This window comes from Pseudoxanthomonas sp. J31 (genome assembly GCF_000510725.1).
GTDB lineage: Bacteria > Pseudomonadota > Gammaproteobacteria > Xanthomonadales > Xanthomonadaceae > Pseudoxanthomonas.
In genome coordinates this window covers 251,121-270,154 of record NZ_AZNZ01000003.1, presented here as the reverse complement: position 1 = coordinate 270,154, position 19,034 = coordinate 251,121, and the positions used below count along the sequence as shown (strand labels likewise).

Here is a 19,034-nt window from a genome sequence, read left to right as displayed (position 1 = left end):
GCGTCCTCAACCCCGCGCGGCGTAGGGCAGCAGCAGCTCGATGCGGGTGCCCGTGCCCGGCGCGCTGTGGATGCTCAGGCGCCCTCCCGCGCTCTGCGCGCGCTCGCGCATGATCACCAGGCCCAGGCCGCCTGCCTGGGCCTGGTCGAAGCCGCGGCCATCGTCGCGGATGTGCAGGCGCAAGGACTCCTCGTCGCCGGACAGGGCCAGGATGACGTGGCTGGCGCCGGCATGGCGCAGGATGTTGGTCAACCCTTCCTGGGCGATGCGGAAGCACGCCTGCTCGACCTCGCGCTCCGGGCGCCGCGGCAGCGGCGCCACGTCCAGCGCCAGCACCACCGGCTGGTTGCGGAACAGGCTGCCGGCGTGCCAGCGCAGCGCCGCTTCCAGGCCCAGCGCGTCCAGCTGCGGCGGGCGCAGCAGCATGGACAGGTTGCGCAGCTTGTCCAGGGTGGCGTCGGCGGTGGCGACCACCTCCTGCAGGTCCTCGCGCCGCCGCTCCGCGTCCTCCTCGGCCATGGCCGCGTGCACCGACAGCTTGATCGCGGTGATCGCCTGGCCGACGTCGTCGTGCAGCTCGCGCGAGATCGCGCGGCGCTCGTCCTCCTGGGCCGAGAACAGCCGCCCGGCCATCGCCTGCAGCTCGCGGTTGACCCCGGCCAGGGCGTCGCGCATGCGCTCCGGCTCGCTGAGGTCGCGCACCAGCAGCAGCTGGCAGTCCTGGCCGCCGTAACGGGCCGCGGCGCGCGACAGCGCCACCCGGAACGGCTCGCCGCCGTTGCGGCGCATGCGTGGCGAGGCCTCGGCCAGTTCGCCGCGCAGCCAGCCGCGCAGCGCCGGCAGGTCGGCCGGCTCGACCAGGCCCGCCAGCGGTTCGCCGATCAGCGCCTCCGGGGCGCGGCCGAACAGCCCGGCGCAGGCCGGGTTGGCGTAGAACACCCGCTCCTCGCGCAGGATCATCAGCCCGTCGGGCAGGATCCGGACCAGCTCGCGGAACTGCTGCTCGCGCTCGCCGAGCAGGCGCCGGGTCTGCTGCTCCTCGGTCACGTCCTGCACCGTGCCGCGCAGGATCGCGTGGCCCTGTTCCTCCAGGCGGCGGCCGCGCAGGTGCAGCAGGCGCTCCTGGCCGCCGGCACCGAGCACCGGCAGCAGCAGGTCCAGGTGGGGCAGGGCGCCGGAGGCCAGCTCCTCGAGCATGCGCTCCAGGCGCGCGTGGCTGGCCGCGTCGGCGCCGACCAGGACCTCGGTCAGCCGGCGGTCCGGTCCCGGCGGATGCGCGGTGAGCTGGCGCATGACCGGGCAGAAGCGGGTGGCGCCGGTGGCCAGGTCCAGCTCCCAGGAGCCCAGCCGCGCCAGCTGCTGCGCCTCCAGCAGCCGCAGCCGCGCCTGTTCCTCGGCGGTGCGGTCGAGCAGCACGACCAGCCACCGCGGCGCGCCGCCGGGCGAGGGCGGCAGGTCGGTGCTGCGCAGTTCCACGTGGCGGACGCGGCCGTCGCGCGCGGTGAAGCTGGCCAGCTTCACGTGCGGCTTGCCGGGATTCTGGCGCACCTCGGCCACCGCCGCGGCCAGCTCCTCGCGGTCGCGCCACAACCTGCCGACCGCCATGCCGCGCAGGTGCTCGCGCGGCCAGCCGAGGAAATCGGCGGCCGCCGGGTTGGCATCCACGATCTCCAGCGACTGCATGTCGCAGCTGAACATCGGGTTGGGGTTGGCCTCGAACATCTCGCGGTGGCGGTTTTCCGACGCGCGCGCGCGGTCGGCCGCGCGCAGCAGCCGGTGCAGCAGGCGATAGGTGAGGACGTACAGCAGCGCCGCGCTGATGCCAACGGTGATGGCGCCCTTCCACGACTGCAGCCGGGTGAGGGCCGCCGTGTCGGTGGCCAGCAGGGCGAGCGCGCGGTCGCTGAAGAGGATCCACAGGATCCCGAACAGCAGGTACAGCAACGGGATGCGCATCGCGAGCGCACGTGCGCGGACCTTGGCGTCCGCCACGTCCTCGGCTGGCCCGGGCACCCCGGACCGGTCGTGCTGTGCCATCGGCTTGCCCCGGAACGAGAGGCGCAAGCATACCAGCGCCGGCGCCCGTGCCGGGCTCAACTACGCCGCGCCGATGCCGTTAACGGCATGACCGCCCCGGGAGCCCCCCCGGGGGAGTTTGGAGAGAGCAGGGCGTGGATTCCGGCGCAATTGCCAGCCTGTTGCAACACCCGATCGAAAGTGCCCTGCTGGTGCTCGACGCCGAGGGCCGTCCGATCGCCGCCAACCCGGCGGCCCAGGCCATGGCCCTGCCCGATGCCGCGGCCCGCTATGCCCCGCTGCTGCAGGACCTGCGCGCCAGCCTGGCCGCCGGCGAGCGCCAGGCCGTGGCCTGCAGCCTGCCGGGCCCGGACCGGCGCCTGGACGGCTGGCTGCGCGCCGTGCGCGGCCCCGACGGCCAAGCCATCGCCTACACCCTGAGCATCCCCGACCCGGAAGGCGCCAGCCGCTGGCAGGTGGCGCTGGACAGCGCCGGCCACGGGCTGTGGGACTGGGACATCGGCGCCAACCGCATCTTCCGCTCCGAGACCTGGCGGGCCATGCTCGGCTTCACCGCCGAGGACGTGCTCGACAGCAGCCTGGAATCGGCGCTGGCGATGGTCCACCCGGAGGACGTGGAGCGCCTGCGCCAGACCCTGCGCGCGCACCTGGACGGCCGCACCGACGCCTACACCTGCGAACACCGCGTGCGCCACTGCAATGGCAGCTGGCGCTGGGTCCGCGACAGCGGCCGGGTGGTGGCCTGGAGCGCCGACGGCCGCCCGCTGCGGATGATCGGCACGCATACCGCGATCGACGAACAGAAGCAACTGGAGGAACGGCTGCGCGGGCAGCAGGCGCTGCTGGAGGAAATCCAGCGCCTGGCCGGGATCACCTCCTGGTCGTGGAGCCCGGCCACCGACAGCGGCTGGTGGCCGCGCGAGTTCTACCGCCTGCTGGGCCACCCGCCGCGCGACCGCGACAGCGCCCGCGCCTGGCTGCGGCGGATGCCGCGCGAGGCTTCGGCCGCGCTGCGGCGTGCCTGGCAGCGCATGCGCCGCGACGGCCAGCCGGTGCGCTTCGTGCTGGAGCTCACCGATGCCCAGGGCCAGCCGCTGCACCTGCAGGCCTGGGCGCGCCCGCAACTGGACGCGGCCGGGCACATCGAGCGCGTGCTGGGCCAGTTCCAGGACGTGACCGCGCAGCGCCACGCCGATGCGCTGCTGCGCTGGCGCACCGAGCTGCTGGACCGGGTTTCCGCGCTCGGCCACATCGGCGGCTGCGAGATCGAGTGCGCCACCCGCCGGGTGCAGTGGACCGACGAGTGCTACCGCATCCACGGCCTGCCACCGGGCCCGATCACCCTGGACGACGCCCTGGCCCTGTACACCCGCGACTCGCGCGACGCCTTCGAGGCGGCGCTGGCGCGGCTGGCCGGCGGCGGCCCGGCCGAACGCCTGGAACTGTGCTTCTACCGCCCCGGCGGCCAGCGCGTCTGGGTCGAGGTGACCCTGGAGCTGGACCGCCGCGAAGGCCTGTCGGAGCGCTTCGTCGCCCTGTTCCGCGACATCAGCCGCGAGCGCGAGACCAGCGAGCGGATCGAGCTGCTCTCGCACTACGACCTGCTTACCGGCCTGCCCAACCGTTTCCTGCTGCGGGTCCAGGCCGAGGAGGCGATCGAGGACGCGCTGGCCACCGGCGCGACCCCGCTGGCCCTGCTGCTGCTGGACCTGGACGGTTTCAAGAACATCAACGACACCTTCGGCTACGCCGCCGGCGACGCCATGCTCAAGGCGGTGGCCGGGCGCCTGCACGCGACGCTGTCGCAGCACGACCTGTTCGGCCGCCTCGGCGGCGACGAGTTCATGGTCATGCTGCGCGCCGATGCCGCCCGCGCCGAGGCCGTCGGCATGAAGCTGATCGCGGCGCTGTCCGAGCCGCTGCCGTTCGCCGGCGAACTGCTCAAGGCCGGCGCCAGCGTGGGCGTGGCGGTGCTCGGCGGCGACGGCAACGCCTTCGACGAGCTGCTGCGCGCCGCGCACGCGGCCCTGCGCGTGGCCCGCGAGCGCGGCCGCAACTCGCTGCAGATGCACGATGCCGAGATCCAGCGCCAGACCCGGCGCCGGCTGGAGATCGAGCACACCCTGCGCGGCGCGCTGGAGCGCGAGGAATTCTCGCTGGTCTACCAGCCGCAGATCAGCATCAACGACCGCCACGCGCCGGGCATCGAGGCGCTGGTGCGCTGGCACCGGCCGGGCGGCACCTGCCACCCGGGCGAGTTCATCCCGATCGCCGAGCAGTGCGGCGAGATCGTGCGCCTGGGCGAGTGGGTCATCGCCGAGGCCTGCCGCCAGGCCGTGGCCTGGCACGCGGCCGGCCTGGACTTCGGCCGCATCGCGGTCAACGTCTCCGGCGTGCAGCTGCGCGACCGCGGCTTCGCCGAACGCGTGGTGGCGCTGTGCCAGCGCTCCGGCTGGCCCCCGGCGCGGCTGGAGCTGGAGCTGACCGAGTCCGCCCTGATCCTGGACAGCGAGAGCCTGCGCCATTGCTTCAAGGTGTTCGAACGCCACGGCATCCAGCTGGCGGTGGACGACTTTGGCACCGGTTTCTCCAACCTGCACTACCTCAACCGCTTCCCCGTGCAGCGGCTGAAGATCGACCGCAGCTTCGTCAGCGGCATGCTGCACGACGCCAATGCCGGCGGCGTCACCCAGGCCATCATCCACCTCGGCCACGCGCTGGGCATGCGGGTGGTGGCCGAGGGCGTGGAATCCATGCAGGAGCAGGATCAGCTGCGGCAATGGGGTTGCGACGAGGTCCAGGGATACGTGCACACCCGGCCGCTGCCGCCGCGTGAACTGGCGCAGTGGCTGCGCCAGGCCAGCGAGGCCGGCGTGATCGAGTGGTCGCGGCCGGTGGCGCTCAAGTAGGGGCGCCGATCCGGATCCCGGCACCACGGACGCCGGCGCTTGCCGGCGTCGTGCTTTCCGCCGCCGCCAGCCCGTGCCTTCGTTGTCCCGGCACGGCTCCGCCATCGTGTGGTCCGGGCAAGGCCGCACCCGGGAACCCCGCAATGCGAAGTGGGCCCCAAGGCAGCCCGGCGGTGAGCCTGCAGCGCGTGGCGACGCGCCCCCCCCCCACCAGTGCGCGGGCACCGCAGCAGCGCGGCGCCTGCTGGAGCGCGGCGACGCCTGGGCTGCCACGGCCCCGCGCCATTATTGAAGTACGACGCACCGGTCCGCGACGCGTAGCGCGGACAAGGCCGCATCAGGGAATCGGGGCCAGTCGCGCGTGGCGGGTCGTCGATCCGGGAGCGCCAGGCATGTCCGGGCGCAGGCTGCGATCGTCCCGGGGCGTCGCCGCCGGTCGAGAACACGAGCCTTGGGGAACCTGGCCGTGCGGGCGGGAAGGGAAGCCGGTCGCGCGCCGCGACCGGGAACACGGGCCGGGATCAGGCCGCCGGGGAGGGTAGCCCGGGCACGCCCAGGTCCCAGTCCACGCAGGCCAGCAGCGGGTCGGTGGCCGCGGCAGGCGAACCGATCGCAGCGGCGAGGGCCAGTTCCTGCAGGGCCATGGCCTCCAGCCGGGCCATCAGCGCCGTGCTGCGTGCGGCCGCGTTTTCCGGGGCCTGCACGGCAGCAGGCCCCGGTGCGGAGCCGGGGCCTGCCGGGTTGGTGCGGGTGCCGGAGGGGCTCAGAACAGCTCCACCGTGCCGGCGCCCATGCTCTGCTGGGTAACCGGCTTGTGCGGCGGCTGCTCCCACTCGCCGCGCAGTTCGCGCAGGCGCTGGCCCAGCTTCTGCAGGGCGCGGATCAGCTCGACGTCGTCGCTGCCGTTGTTGCGCTGGAGCAGCTCCTGCAGGGCCATGGCCTCGCGGTTGATCGTGTCCAGGCGGTCCAGGTGGATGTGCGCGCCGCCCAGGGCCTGGGTGGCGATGTCCTCGAACTGCAGGGCGCGCACCGCCTCGGCCACCGAGCCGTCGATGGCGCGGCCGCAGTCGGAGATCTCGCGCATGCCCTCGCTCAGCGAGGCATTGATCGCGGCCACGTTCTGCAGCATCTGCGCGGCTTCGGCGCGGGCCTCGCGGGAGCGGTCCAGGTCGCGCGAGGCCATCTGGGTCACGGTCTCGCGCACCTTGGCGATGGCGTCCTTGGAACTGTGCGCCAGCTTGCGGATCTGCTCGTTGAAGGTGGTCGAGCGCTCGGACAGGTTGCGCACCTCGTCGGCGACCACCGCGAAGCCGCGGCCGGCCTCGCCGGCGCGGGCCGCCTCGATCGCCGCGTTCAGCGCCAGCAGGTTGGTCTGGTCGGCGATCGACTTGACGTCCTCCAGCAGGGCGAAGATGCCGTCCAGGTGCTGGGCCATCTGGTCGATGTGCTGCACCGTGGTCGTGCTCTGGCCGGCGACCTGCTCCAGCGCCTCCACCAGCTGCTCCATGCGCGAGCTGGCGTGCTGGGCGAAGCGGGCCACGTCGACCCCGCCGTTGCCGTCCTGGTCGGCGATCAGCCGGGCCATGGCCTGGCTCTGCTGGCGCGACTTGCGGTTCATCGCGTCGAAGCTGCCGCCGAGGCCGGCGACCGCCTGGCGGATCAGCTCGCGGGCGCGGTCGATCTCGCTGCGCGAGCCTTCGATCTCCTTGCCGACGAAGTTGCGCAGCTCACCCAGCAGCTGCTCCTGCTCGCGGATCACGCGCGCATGTTCCCGCGACGGTCCGGAAGAGGCGGAGCCACGCAGCAGCAGCCAGGCGGCGAAGCCGAACCAGGCGAGCGTCTGGGTGGTCAGGATCGCCCAGCGCACCGGAGCCGGCCAGTCGAAACCGATCGCGATGGGAGCCAGGAGGGTCAGCACCAGCGGTGCGGCCATGCGGAAGAGCAAACGGGAATCCATGGGTGATCTCTGCGGAACCTCGTTCGCAGTATCGGCCGTAGACCCCTTGCCTTTAGCCGCCGCGCCCCTGCCAGTGCGAACTGGTGCTCAGTTGCGATGCATGCGCACCGCTTCGGCCATGGCCTTGCGCGCGAACAGGAAGTGCCACTGGCTGCCGCCGAGCTGGCGCCACAGCCGCGCCGAGCGCACCGCCGCCAGCAGCAGGGCGCGGATCTCCGAGACCACGCCGGGCTGGCCGAGGTAGTGCGGGTTGCCCTGGACCATGATCCGCGGCCGCAGGTGGCTGATGGTGTCCGCGTACAGGGCGCCAAGCGCGGACAGGACCTCCGGGTGGGTGCTGCCCAGTTCCTCGGCGCGCGCGGCCAGGCCGGCGATGCCGTTGCCCACCGCCTGCATGGTCGCCGGCTCGCCGGAGAAGCGGCGCTCCAGCTGGACCGTGGCCAGGGCCAGGCGCGGCAGCAGCGGGTCGTCGGCGCGGCTGGCCAGGTAGGCGTCGAGCAGGCGCAGGCCCGGGGCCAGCGCCGGCACGCCGCCGTAGACGTCGGCGGCGGAAGGGGCGTCGATCCGGAACACGCTGTCCAGGACGGGCTGGGCGGCGCCGGTGTCGCTGTGGCCGGTCTCGGCGATGCGCCGCACCTGCTGCAGGGACTGGGCCAGGCCGGCCAGCGCCAGCACGCGATCGCTATGGGGATTTTCCATGGCCGGTATTCTAGCTGGCGACCACAGCCGCCCGCCCGGCATCGCCCGGCACCGGGGCATCGGTGGAAGCGATCACCGCGCCCCCCAGGCAGGCCGGGCCGTCGTACAGCACCAGCGACTGCCCCGGGGTCGCCGCCCGCTGCGGGCGGAGGAAACGCACCGACAGGCTGCCGTCGTCCAGCACCCGCACCCGGCACGGCTCTTCCTGCTGGCGGTAGCGGACCTGGGCGCTGCACTCGAACTCCGACGCCGGCGCCGCGCCCTCGATCCAGTGCATGGCCTCGGTGCGGATGGTGCTGGACATCAGCCAGGGGCTGTCGCGGTCCTGGTCCACGTACAGGATGTTGGCGGCCACGTCCTTGCCGACCACGTACCAGGGCGCGGCCGGGCGGCCGCGCACGCCACCGATGGCCAGGCCCTCGCGCTGGCCCAGGGTGAAGTAGAACACCCCCGGGTGGGTGCCGATCCGCACCCCCCGCGGGTCGCGGATCTCGCCCGGCTGCGCCGGCAGGTAGCGGCCGAGGAACTGGCGGAAGTCGCGCTCGCCGATGAAGCAGATGCCGGTGGAATCCTTCTTGGCGTGGGTCGGCAGCCCGGCCTCGCGTGCGATCGCGCGCACCTGCGCCTTGGGCAGGTGGCCGATCGGGAACAGGGTGGCCGCCAGCTGTTCCTGCCCCAGCTGGTGCAGGAAGTAGCTCTGGTCCTTGTCGCGGTCGGCGCCGCGCAGCAGCCGCCAGCGTCCGCCCTCGTGCACGACCTGGGCGTAGTGGCCGGTGGCGATGCGCTCGGCCCCCAGGTCGCGCGCCGCGTCGAGGAAGTGCTTGAACTTGACCTCGCGGTTGCACAGCACGTCCGGGTTGGGCGTGCGCCCGGCGGCGTACTCGGCCAGGAAGTGCTCGAACACCCCGGCCCAGTACTCCTTCGAGAAGTCGCGGAAATGGAACGGGATGCCGAGGCGGCCGCACACCGCCACCGCATCGCGGCGGTCCTCCTCGGCGCGGCACTCGCCGCTGCCGTCGTCGTCCCAGTTCTGCATGAACAGCCCGGCCAACGGCTCGCCGGCGCGGGCCAGCAGCAGCGCGGCCACCGAGGAATCGACGCCGCCGGACACGCCGACGACAGTGCGCGGCGGCGTGCTCACAGCTGCCGCACCAGGTCCAGTGGCTGGCGCCGCCCGGCCAGCCAGTCGGCAGCCACCTGCCAGACCAGCGGGCTGCGGTGGCGGGCGGATTCGGCCAGCAGTTCGTCCGGCGCCAGCCACACGGCGCGCTCGATGCCTTCATCGAGAGTCCGCTCCGGGTGGTGGAGCAGGGCGGTGCCGGCGAAGGCGAAGCGCAGGTAGTCGCTGCCGTCCGGGGCCTTCCACTGGTAGCAGCCGATGAAGGCGTCCAGGCGGATGTCCCAACCGGTTTCCTCCAGGGCCTCGCGCACGGCGGCCTCGGCCAGGCTCTCGCCCGGCTCCAGGTGCCCGGCCGGCTGGTTCAGCACCAGGCGGCCGTCGATCCGCTCCTCGACCAGCAGCAGCCGCCCTTCGCGGGCGACCACGCTGGCCACGGTGACGTGGGGATGCCAGGCCATCAGTAGTCGTCGCTCCCGTCGCCCAGTTCCAGCTCCATCAGGTCGGCGGCGGCCGCGGCGTAGGCGATGACGTCGTCCAGGGCCTGCGCGCCGGCGTCGGCCGGCAGCTGGATCACCAGTACCGCGTAGTCGCCCTGGCGCACCCAGCCACCGAGCTTCTGTCCGGCCGAGGCCTCCAGCAGGCGGTTGGCCACCGCCACCGGGAACGCGCCCGCGGCCGACCAGGCCGGCGACCACACCTCACGCACGCGGAGGCTGCCGAAGGTCTCCACCGGCGAACGCACGATGACCACCTGGGAGCGTTCGTCCTCCAGCCCGAGGACCAGGCGGAAGTCGCCGTCCTCGTCCACCTCGTAGGCGTGGCCGAGCTGGTCGAGCATGCGCGCGACCGCGCGGTCGGGGCCCGCGGCCGCGGCGGACAGGGGCAGGGCCAGCGCCAGCAGCGCGGCGGCTAGGCGGGGAAGGGCGCTCATGCGGGCATCCGGGGGGAAGGATCGGGGAATTGTCCGGCAGCCGCGGCGGCCGCGTCCATCCGCCGCGCCTTTGGGGTCGCGTGGCGCGCCGGAACGTATAATCCCGTACATGTCGAGCAACCCCCGCCACGATCACGAACACGGCACCCTGGTCGATACCGGCCGGCCTGAAGTCGCGCCGCCGCCGATGTACCAGGTGATCCTGCTGAACGACGACTACACCCCCATGGACTTCGTCGTGGCCGTGCTGCAGCAGTTCTTCGGCATGGACCTGGAGCGCGCCACCCAGGTGATGCTCCACGTCCACACCCGGGGACGTGGCGTCTGCGGTGTCTTCACGCGCGAAGTGGCCGAATCCAAGGTAGCCCAGGTCAACGAGTTCTCCCGCATGAACCAGCACCCGCTGTTGTGCACGATGGAGAAGGCCTGACCCGCGGGATGCCCCGCCCGGGCGCCGGCCTGCCGCCGGCTGAACACGGCGTTGCGCCGGCACGCTGGAATTGCCGGTGGCAGGCCGCATATTGTTGGCAAACCGCCGGAGCGAGCCATGTTCAGCAAAGACCTCGAACAGACCATCGGCCAGTGCTACAAGCGGGCGCGCGAAGCCCGTCATGAGTTCATGACGGTCGAGCACCTGCTGCTGGCCCTGCTCGACAACCCCTCGGCCCAGGCCGTGCTGCGGGCGTGCGGTGCCGACTTCGAACGCCTGCGGGTGGACCTGGAGCAGGCCATCGAGGCTTCCGTCTCCCGCCTGGCCGACGACGACGGCCGCGACACCCAGCCCACCCTGGGCTTCCAGCGCGTGCTGCAGCGGGCCGTCTACCACGTGCAGTCCTCGGGCAAGAAGGAGGTCACCGGCGCCAACGTGCTGGTGGCGATCTTCGGCGAGAAGGACTCGCACGCGGTCTACTTCCTCACCCAGCAGGACGTGACCCGGCTGGACGTGGTCAATTACCTGTCGCACGGCATCGCCAAGCTGGGCGACGAGCCCGAGCCGGGCGCCGCCTCCCCGGACGGGGAAGGGCGCGCCGAGGGCGGCGAGGGCGAGGGCAAGACCGACGTCCTCACCGAGTACGCCACCAACCTCAACGAGCAGGCCCGGGCCGGCAAGATCGACCCGCTGGTCGGCCGCGCCGACGAGATCGAGCGCACCATCCAGGTGCTGTGCCGCCGCCGCAAGAACAACCCGCTGTACGTGGGCGAGGCCGGCGTGGGCAAGACCGCCATCGCCGAGGGCCTGGCCAAGCGCATCGTCGACGGCGAGGTGCCGGAGGTGCTGGCCGACGCGGTGATCTACTCGCTGGACCTGGGCGCCCTGGTGGCCGGGACCAAGTACCGCGGCGACTTCGAGAAGCGCCTGAAGGGCGTGCTGGCCGCGGTCAAGAAGATCCCCGGCGCGATCCTGTTCATCGACGAGATCCACACCATCATCGGCGCCGGCTCCGCCTCCGGCGGCACCATGGATGCCTCGAACCTGATCAAGCCCGCGCTGGCCTCCGGCGAGCTGCGCTGCATCGGTTCGACCACCTTCCAGGAATACCGCGGCATCTTCGAGAAGGACCGGGCGCTGGCCCGCCGCTTCCAGAAGATCGACATCGTCGAGCCGACGGTGGGCGAGGCCTACGAGATCCTGCAGGGACTGAAGGCCAAGTACGAGGCCCACCACGGCGTGACCTACGCCGACGAGGCGATCCAGGCCGCGGTGGACCTGTCGGTCAAGCACATCGGCGACCGCCTGCTGCCGGACAAGGCCATCGACGTGATCGACGAGGCCGGCGCCCGCCAGCGCCTGCTGCCGGAAGGCGCGCGCAAGGAGCTGATCGACGTCGAGGAAATCGAGACCATCGTCGCCAAGATGGCGCGGATCCCGGCCAAGCAGGTCAGCGCCACCGACAAGGACGTGCTCCAGCACCTGGAGCGCAACCTGAAGATGGTGATCTTCGGCCAGGACCCGGCCATCGAGACCCTGGCCTCGGCGATCAAGCTGGCGCGCAGCGGCCTGGGCAACCCGGACAAGCCGATCGGCAACTTCCTGTTCGCCGGCCCCACCGGCGTGGGCAAGACCGAGGTGACCCGCCAGCTGGCCCTGCAGCTGGGCATCGAGCTGGTGCGCTTCGACATGTCCGAGTACATGGAGCCGCACTCGGTCTCGCGCCTGATCGGCGCGCCCCCGGGCTACGTAGGCTTCGACCAGGGCGGCCTGCTGACCGAGAAGATCGTCAAGACGCCGCACTGCGTACTGCTGCTGGACGAGGTGGAGAAGGCCCACCCGGACATCTTCAACATCCTGCTGCAGGTCATGGACCGCGGCGTGCTGACCGACACCAACGGGCGCGAGGCCAACTTCAAGAACGTGGTGATCGTGATGACCACCAACGCCGGCGCGGCCCAGGCCTCGCGGCGCTCGATCGGCTTCACCCGCCAGGACCACTCCACCGACGCGATGGAAGTGATCCGCCGCACCTTCAGCCCGGAGTTCCGCAACCGCCTGGACGCGGTGGTGCAGTTCCAGCCGCTGGCCTTCGAGCACATCCTGCGGGTGGTGGACAAGTTCCTGATCGAGCTGGAGATGCAGCTCAACGAGAAGCGGGTGGCCATGACCGCCTCGCCGAACGCGCGCGAGTGGCTGGCCCAGCACGGCTTCGACCCGCTGATGGGCGCCCGCCCGATGGCGCGCGTGATCCAGGACCGGATCAAGCGCCCGCTGGCCGACGAGCTGCTGTTCGGCAAGCTGGTCAACGGCGGCCGCGTCCACATCGACGTGGTCGACGGCGAGCTGGTGGTCGAGGCCCAGTCCGAACCGGAGAAGCTGCTGCCGGCGACGGTCTGAGCCGAGCCGGCTTACCCGGGCACGGCCGCCAGGCCGGCCATTCCGCGGCCCAGGGCGCGCGGGATGGCCGGCCTTGTCGCTTCCGGGTGCCGGCACGCGGCGGCGACCGGCCGGCTCACTCGCGGCTGTCCGCCACCTGCTCCAGCACAGGCTCGATACGCTGCACCCGCGCCACCTCGCAGGTACCGCGGTCGGTATGCAGGGCCGAACCGCGCTGGCACAGCAGGTGCTGCGCGCCGTTGCGTTCGATCAGGCCGACGCGCGCGGCGGGCAGGGCGGAACAGTCGCGCTGCAGGGTGACCTGGTACTGCGCCTGGCCGTCGCGCAGGAGGAACTGGCGGGCGTTGCCCTGGCGGGTGATCTGCTGGTCCTGGCCAAGGTGGACGCAGCCGGGCTGTTCGGCCGGGGCGCCGCTGCCAGCCTGCGCCAGGGGGGCGGCGCACAGGAGCACGAGCGGCAGGAGGACGGTACGGGCAAGGGGCTTCATGGCACTGCTCGGAAGACGGCCCGGATTGGACCGCATTCCACGCTAGTGCCGCGCCGCCGCCGCGGAATCTGCCTGAGGTGACACCGACCTCCGGCCACCCCTGGCGGCACGCCGCGCAATGCCTGGGCGCAACCGGCGCACGAAAAAAGGCGGCCTTGCGGCCGCCTTTGCCGTGAGCGGGGCCATGCGTGCCGCCAGGCACGCCGCGGGGCTCACTTCATGCGATAGGTGATGCGGCCCTTGGTCAGGTCGTAGGGCGTCATCTCGACCTTGACGCGGTCGCCGGTCAGGATGCGGATGTAGTTCTTGCGCATGCGACCGGAGATGTGGGCGATGATCTCGTGCCCATTCTCCAGGCGTACCCGGAAGGTGGTATTGGGCAGCGTCTCGATGACAGTGCCTTCGAACTCGATGGAATCGTCTTTCGACATGCGTTTCCGATTTGCGCGAGCAGGGCGTTAAAGGCGGCAATTTTACGCGGAAAGCCGTTGCGGCGCAAAACAGCCGGTTCAGCCAGCCAGCGCGGAGGCCGGCAGCAGGCCGAAGGCGGTGGTCCAGCTGCCGACCATGCCGGGCAGGGCGGTCAGCCGCGACAGCTCGGCCTGGAACCGCGGGCGCGGCCAGCGCTCGCCGCCCAGGGAGACCAGGTGCGGGTTCTCCACCTGTGCGTCCAGCAGCGGCCAGCCCCAGCCGCACAGGCGGTAGGCCAGGGCGGCCAGGGCCACCTTGGAGCCGCCGGAGCAGGCGCTGAACATGCTCTCACCGTAGAACATCCGCCCCACCGCCACCCCGTACAGGCCACCGACCAGGCGGCCACCGGCATCGACCACCTCGATCGAGTGCGCATGCCCCAGCCGGTGCAGGCGGGCGTAGGCGGCGCGCATCTCCGGCAGGATCCAGGTGCCGTCGTGGCCCCGGCGGGGGGTCTCGGCACAGGCCGCCAGCACCGCGTCGAACGCGGTGTCGGCCCGCACCTGCCAGGCGCTGTGGCGCAGCTGGCGGCGGAAGCGGGTGGACAGGCGTACCCCGTCGGTACGGAACACCATGCGCGGATCCGGGCTCCACCACAGGATCGGCTGCCCTTCCGAGTACCAGGGGAAGATGCCCTGGGCATAGGCCGCCAGCAGCCGTTCCGGCGAGAGGTCGCCACCGATGGCCAGCAGCCCGTCCGGCTCGCGCAGGGCCTGGTCCACCGGCGGGAATGGATCGTCCGGGCCGAGCAGGCGGGGGAAGCGCGCCATGGCCATGCTCAGCCGCCCTCCGCCGTGCGGAACGGCCCGTGCCTGCCCAGGCTGCGCGCATACCGCTCCACCGTCTGGCGCTCCTCGGCGCACCAGGTGGCCAGCGCCTCCCGGAACGCGGGATGGGCGATGTAGTGGCGGCTGTGCACGAACGCCGGCAGGAAGCCGCGCGCCAGCTTGTGCTCGCCCTGCGCGCCCGGCTCGAACCGGGCCAGGCCCTGCTCCAGGCAGTACTCGATGCCTTGGTAGTAGCAGGTCTCGAAGTGCAGGCCCGGCAGGCGCAGGTGGCTGCCCCAGTAGCGTCCGTAGAGGGTGTCGCCGCCGCGCAGGCAGAGCGCCCCGGCAACCGGCGATCCATCCAGATAGGCAAGAATTATCAGCATGTTGCGCGGCATTGTTCGCGCAACATGTCCGATGAAGTCCCGGGTCAGCGCGGGCGCGTTGCCGTATTCGGCGAAGGTCTGCAGGTAGAAGCCGTGGATGGCATCCAGTTCGTCGGGCCCGGCCTCGTCGCCATGCAGGCGCCGGAACGTGATCCCGGAGCTGGCTACCTTGCCACGCTCCTGGCGGATGTTCTTGCGGTGGCGATGGTCCATGTCCGCCAGGTAGTCGTCGAACCGGCGCCAGTGCCCCGGGTTGCGCCAGTGGTACTGGACGTCGGTGCGCTCCAGCCAGGCCGCATCGAAGGCCCCGGACTCGGCCGGCAGGTGGAAATTGACGTGGGCCGAGGACAGCCCTTCGTCCTCGACCAGCGCGCACATCGCCCGTACCAGGGCCCCGCGCACGGCCGGGTCGCGCGCCAGCAGGCGCGGCCCGGTGACCGGCGAGTAGGGCACGGCGCACAGCCACTTGGGGTAATAGTCCAGGCCGTGCCCGGCATAGGCGCGGGCCCAGGCATGGTCGAACACGAACTCGCCGTGCGAGTTGGTCTTCAGATAGCCGGGCGCGGCCGCCACCAGGGTATCGCCGTCCCACAGGGTGAGATGGCGCGGCGTCCAGCCCCATCCGGGGCGCAGGCAGCCGTGGCGTTCCAGGCCTTCGAGGAAGGCGTGGGCCACGAAGGGATTGCCGCCGTCGTGCAAGGCATCCCACTGCCTGGCCGGGACCCGGGCCAGGCCATCAAGCCAGCGCGTGCGCAGCCCGGCGCTCATGGACGCGCCATCCCGCGACCGCGGCGGCGCGCGCCGGCCAGGACGCCACCGGGATAGCAGCGTCCGGCCTTCATCGGTCGCCTCAGGCGCCCTTGTCCAGGAAGCGCTCGGCGTCCAGCGCGGCCATGCAGCCGAAGCCGGCCGAGGTGATCGCCTGGCGGTAGTGCTGGTCGGCCACGTCGCCGGCGGCAAACACGCCTTCCACCGAGGTGGCGGTGACGTTGCCGCCCAGGCCCGAGCGGATGGTGATGTAGCCGTTGTCCATGGCCAGCTGGCCTTCGAACAGGCCGGTGTTGGGCTGGTGGCCGATGGCCACGAAGAAGCCGTGGGCGGCGATCTGGCGGGTGCTGCCGTCCAGGGTGGACTTGACCCGCACGCCGGTCACGCCGGCGTCGTCGCCCAGCACCTCGTCCACCACGTGGTGCCAGACCGGCTCGATCTTGCCGGCCTCGACCTTGGCGAACAGCTTGTCCTGCATGATCTTTTCCGCGCGCAGGGTATCGCGGCGGTGGACCAGGTAGACCTTGCGGGCGATGTTGGACAGGTACAACGCCTCCTCGACCGCGGTGTTGCCGCCGCCGACCACGACCACGTCCTGGTCGCGGTAGAAGAAGCCGTCGCAGGTGGCGCAGGCGGACACGCCACGGCCCTTGTACTTCTCCTCGGAGGGGATGCCCAGGTACTTGGCGGTGGCGCCGGTGGCGATGATCAGGGCGTCGCAGGTGTAGGTGCCGCTGTCGCCGACCAGGGTGAACGGACGCCTGGACAGGTCGGCGGTGTGGATGTGGTCGAACACCACCTCGGTGTCGAAGCGCTCGGCATGCGCCTGCATCCGCGCCATCAGGTCCGGGCCCATCAGGCCGTGGGCGTCGCCGGGCCAGTTGTCGACCTCGGTGGTCGTCATCAGCTGCCCGCCCTGCTGCAGGCCGGTGATCACCACCGGCTTGAGGTTGGCGCGGGCGGCGTAGACGGCGGCGGTCCAGCCGGCCGGGCCGGAACCGAGGATGAGCAGGCGCGAGTGCTTGGGAGCGGTCATGTATAGTCGTTCGGGGAAAGAAGGGGACCCTTCGCAGGGCCGCGCATAGAGTGGCGGCCGGGCACATGCGAATCAAGGCGAACGGTTGCCGGGCTGCGGCCGGCGGCCGCTGGCGCGATGGCGTGCGATTTCCTGTGACTGGCCCGGCAGATTCGTTTAAGATCAATGCCTAACGCAGGATTCCTGCAGCCGGTTCAAGTTTGCGGAGCGACGTGGCCAAGGCATTGACGGAACGCAGCAAGTCCACCCGCGGCAAGTCGCGCGAAGCCGGCGTGGCCAGTCCCGCGCGGCAGCGCCTGTGGCGGGACCTGGCATTGATCGTGATCGCGCCGGCGCTGCTGTACCTGCTGGCCTGCCTGTTCACCTATTCGCCGACCGACCCGGGCTGGTCGCATAGCGGCAGCGTGGTCGCGCCGGTGCAGAACCTCGGCGGCCGCGCGGGCGCGTGGATCGCCGACGTGCTGCTGTTCCTGTTCGGCTATGCCGCGTTCCTGGTGCCGGTGGCGCTGGGCGCGGTGGCGTGGATCGCGTTGTTCGGCCTGGGCGAGGAGGACGAGCTGGGGCCGGCGCTGCGCCTGGTCGGCACCTTCGGTTTCCTGTTCGGCGCCACCGGCATGCTGCACGTGCGCCTGATCGGCGTGTACGCCCAGGACGTGGCGCGCGCCGGCGGCGTGATCGGCCAGGCCCTGGGCAAGACCCTGCAGGCCGGCTTCGGCCCGCTGGGCGCCAACCTGTTCCTGATCGTGCTGCTGCTGGTTTCGGTGACCCTGGCCACCGGTCTGTCGTGGTTCTGGGTGATGGAGAAGATCGGCGCCGGGGTGCTGGCGCTGCCGGAACTGTTGCGCCGCAAGACCCAGCAGGCCGAGGAGTGGAAGCGCACCCGCGAGCTGCGCGAGGAGCGCCAGGAGGTCCGCAAGAGCGAGGCCCAGCGCCAGGCGAAGCGCGAGCCGGTGCGGATCGAACCGCCGGCGCCGCCGGTGGTGGAGAAGAGCGAGCGCGCCAAGCGCGAGACCCAGATCCCGCTGTTCCAGGGCGCCGGCGGTACCCCGGACGGCCTGCCGCCGCTGTCGCTGCTGGACGATCCCAAGCCGCAGGCCAAGGGTTATTCCGAGGAGACCCTGGAGGTCCTGTCGCGGCAGATCGAGTTCAAGCTCAAGGACTTCCGCATCGACGTGCAGGTGGTCGGCGCCTATCCGGGCCCGGTGATCACCCGCTTCGAGCTGGAGCCGGCCCCGGGCGTGAAGGTCAGCCAGATCAGTTCGCTGGACAAGGACATCGCCCGCGGCCTGTCGGTGAAGTCGGTGCGCGTGGTCGACGTGATCCCGGGCAAGTCTGTGATCGGCCTGGAGATCCCCAACACCAGCCGGGAGATGATCTTCCTCTCCGAGCTGCTGCGCTCGAAGGAATACGACAAGTCGCCCAGCGTGCTGACCCTGGCCCTGGGCAAGGACATCGCCGGCCGTCCGACCGTGGCCGACCTGGCGCGCATGCCGCACCTGCTGGTGGCCGGCACCACCGGCTCGGGCAAGTCGGTGGCGGTCAACGCCATGGTGCTGAGCCTGCTGTACAAGGCCACGCCCAAGGAACTGCGGGTCCTGATGATCGACCCGAAGATGCTCGAGCTGAGCGTCTACCAGGACATTCCGCACCTGCTGGCGCCGGTGGTCACCGACATGAAGGAGGCCGCCAACGGCCTGCGCTGGTGCGTGGCGGAGATGGAGCGCCGCTACAAGCTGATGAGTGCGGTGGGCGTGCGCAACCTGGCCGGCTTCAACAAGAAGGTCAAGGACGCGATCGACGCCGGCCAGCCGCTGATGGACCCGCTGTTCAAGCCGAACCCGGAGCTGGGCGAGGCGCCGCGCCCGCTGGAGCCGCTGCCGTTCATCGTCATCTTCATCGACGAATTCGCCGACATGATGATGATCGTCGGCAAGAAGGTGGAGGAGCTGATCGCCCGCCTGGCGCAGAAGGCGCGTGCCGCCGGCATCCACCTGATCCTGGCCACCCAGCGCCCGTCGGTGGACGTGATCACCGGCCTGATCAAGGCCAACATCCCGACCCGCATCGCCTTCCAGGTCTCCAGCAAGATCGACTCGCGCACCATCCTCGACCAGTCCGGCGCCGAGACCCTGCTGGGCCACGGCGACATGCTCTACCTGCCGCCGGGCACGGGCATGCCCGAGCGCGTGCACGGCGCGTTCGTCAGCGACGACGAGGTGCACCGCGTGGTCGAGCACCTCAAGGCCAGCGGCAAGGCCGAGTACATCGACGGCGTGCTGGACGAGGTGCAGACCCTGGGCGACGGCGTGGTGATTGGCGCCACCGGCCTGCCGGAGAGCAGCGGCGGCGGCGGGGACGAATCCGACCCGCTGTACGACGAGGCCGTGCGCATCGTCACCGAGACCCGCCGCGCCTCGATTTCCGGCGTGCAGCGCCGGCTGAAGATCGGCTACAACCGCGCCGCGCGCCTGATCGAGGCGATGGAGGCCGCCGGCGTGGTCAGCGCGCCGGAACACAACGGCGACCGCAGCGTCCTGGCCCCGCCGCCGCCGCGCGATTGAGGCCGTCGGCCGCCGGTCCGATGCTTTCGGCCAGGCCGCCAGCCGCCCAGGGCCCGGGTACCGGACTGGCGCCGC

Annotated in this window: 16 protein-coding genes; 4 read left to right on the top strand and 12 right to left on the bottom strand. The window is 71.6% G+C overall.

Annotated features, from left to right (window positions below; all coding sequences use genetic code 11):
• Positions 1–6: 6 nt before the first annotated feature.
• The gene (locus PSEJ31_RS0106915) at positions 7–1,956 is read right to left on the bottom strand and encodes a PAS domain S-box protein (RefSeq protein ID WP_164544195.1); all 1,950 of its coding nucleotides are present in this window, start codon (positions 1,954–1,956) and stop codon (positions 7–9) included.
• Positions 1,957–2,171: 215 nt separating this feature from the next.
• Between PSEJ31_RS0106915 and PSEJ31_RS0106910 the strand changes: the two genes are divergently transcribed.
• The gene (locus PSEJ31_RS0106910; protein ID WP_028915030.1) at positions 2,172–4,946 is read left to right on the top strand and encodes a bifunctional diguanylate cyclase/phosphodiesterase; all 2,775 of its coding nucleotides are present in this window, start codon (positions 2,172–2,174) and stop codon (positions 4,944–4,946) included.
• Between the two features lie 521 nt (positions 4,947–5,467).
• Here PSEJ31_RS0106910 and PSEJ31_RS0106905 read toward each other — a convergent pair.
• The 6 genes from PSEJ31_RS0106905 to PSEJ31_RS0106880 form a co-directional block, all read right to left on the bottom strand.
• Positions 5,468–5,650: a hypothetical protein gene (locus PSEJ31_RS0106905; RefSeq protein WP_028915029.1), complete on the bottom strand. Its 183-nt coding sequence runs from the start codon at positions 5,648–5,650 to the stop codon at positions 5,468–5,470.
• 59 nt (positions 5,651–5,709) lie between these two features.
• On the bottom strand, positions 5,710–6,903 hold the full coding sequence (locus PSEJ31_RS0106900; protein ID WP_026010584.1) for a methyl-accepting chemotaxis protein: 1,194 nt from the start codon (positions 6,901–6,903) through the stop codon (positions 5,710–5,712).
• A gap of 87 nt (positions 6,904–6,990) precedes the next feature.
• Positions 6,991–7,602, bottom strand: a complete 612-nt coding sequence (hflD, locus tag PSEJ31_RS0106895) for a high frequency lysogenization protein HflD (protein WP_028915028.1) — start codon at positions 7,600–7,602, stop codon at positions 6,991–6,993.
• A 10-nt stretch (positions 7,603–7,612) separates the two neighbouring features.
• Positions 7,613–8,743 (bottom strand): tRNA 2-thiouridine(34) synthase MnmA, encoded by a 1,131-nt coding sequence (gene mnmA / locus PSEJ31_RS0106890; protein ID WP_028915027.1) that lies wholly within the window; start codon positions 8,741–8,743, stop codon positions 7,613–7,615.
• Entirely contained in the window at positions 8,740–9,180 is a 441-nt protein-coding gene (locus tag PSEJ31_RS0106885; protein ID WP_019398923.1) for an NUDIX hydrolase, read from the bottom strand. The genes mnmA and PSEJ31_RS0106885 overlap by 4 nt, the downstream gene beginning before the upstream one ends.
• The gene (locus tag PSEJ31_RS0106880) at positions 9,180–9,653 is read right to left on the bottom strand and encodes a hypothetical protein (protein ID WP_019398924.1); all 474 of its coding nucleotides are present in this window, start codon (positions 9,651–9,653) and stop codon (positions 9,180–9,182) included. Before PSEJ31_RS0106880 ends, PSEJ31_RS0106885 begins: the two co-directional genes overlap by 1 nt.
• A 109-nt stretch (positions 9,654–9,762) precedes the next feature.
• On the opposite strand from PSEJ31_RS0106880, the gene clpS reads away from it, so the two are divergent.
• Complete coding sequence (gene clpS, locus PSEJ31_RS0106875) at positions 9,763–10,083, top strand: ATP-dependent Clp protease adapter ClpS (protein WP_019398925.1); 321 nt, start codon at positions 9,763–9,765, stop codon at positions 10,081–10,083.
• Between the two features lie 117 nt (positions 10,084–10,200).
• The gene (gene clpA / locus PSEJ31_RS0106870) at positions 10,201–12,483 is read left to right on the top strand and encodes an ATP-dependent Clp protease ATP-binding subunit ClpA (protein WP_028915026.1); all 2,283 of its coding nucleotides are present in this window, start codon (positions 10,201–10,203) and stop codon (positions 12,481–12,483) included.
• A gap of 115 nt (positions 12,484–12,598) precedes the next feature.
• Here clpA and PSEJ31_RS15795 read toward each other — a convergent pair whose 3' ends face one another.
• The 5 genes from PSEJ31_RS15795 to trxB form a co-directional block, all read right to left on the bottom strand.
• On the bottom strand, positions 12,599–12,970 hold the full coding sequence (locus PSEJ31_RS15795; RefSeq protein ID WP_051403679.1) for a hypothetical protein: 372 nt from the start codon (positions 12,968–12,970) through the stop codon (positions 12,599–12,601).
• A gap of 212 nt (positions 12,971–13,182) precedes the next feature.
• Positions 13,183–13,401 carry a translation initiation factor IF-1 gene (gene infA, locus PSEJ31_RS0106860; RefSeq protein WP_013535213.1) on the bottom strand — a complete coding sequence of 73 codons (219 nt, stop codon included), beginning with the start codon at positions 13,399–13,401 and terminating at the stop codon, positions 13,183–13,185.
• A gap of 78 nt (positions 13,402–13,479) precedes the next feature.
• Complete coding sequence (aat, locus tag PSEJ31_RS0106855; RefSeq protein WP_147209089.1) at positions 13,480–14,217, bottom strand: leucyl/phenylalanyl-tRNA--protein transferase; 738 nt, start codon at positions 14,215–14,217, stop codon at positions 13,480–13,482.
• A 2-nt stretch (positions 14,218–14,219) separates the two neighbouring features.
• Positions 14,220–15,362, bottom strand: a complete 1,143-nt coding sequence (locus tag PSEJ31_RS0106850) for a GNAT family N-acetyltransferase (RefSeq protein ID WP_028915024.1) — start codon at positions 15,360–15,362, stop codon at positions 14,220–14,222.
• An 82-nt stretch (positions 15,363–15,444) separates the two neighbouring features.
• Positions 15,445–16,398, bottom strand: coding sequence for a thioredoxin-disulfide reductase (gene trxB, locus PSEJ31_RS0106845; RefSeq protein ID WP_019398930.1), 954 nt, complete (start codon positions 16,396–16,398; stop codon positions 15,445–15,447).
• Positions 16,399–16,610: 212 nt separating this feature from the next.
• Between trxB and PSEJ31_RS0106840 the strand changes: the two genes are divergently transcribed.
• Entirely contained in the window at positions 16,611–18,959 is a 2,349-nt protein-coding gene (locus PSEJ31_RS0106840; protein WP_026010587.1) for a DNA translocase FtsK, read from the top strand.
• Positions 18,960–19,034: the final 75 nt, after the last annotated feature.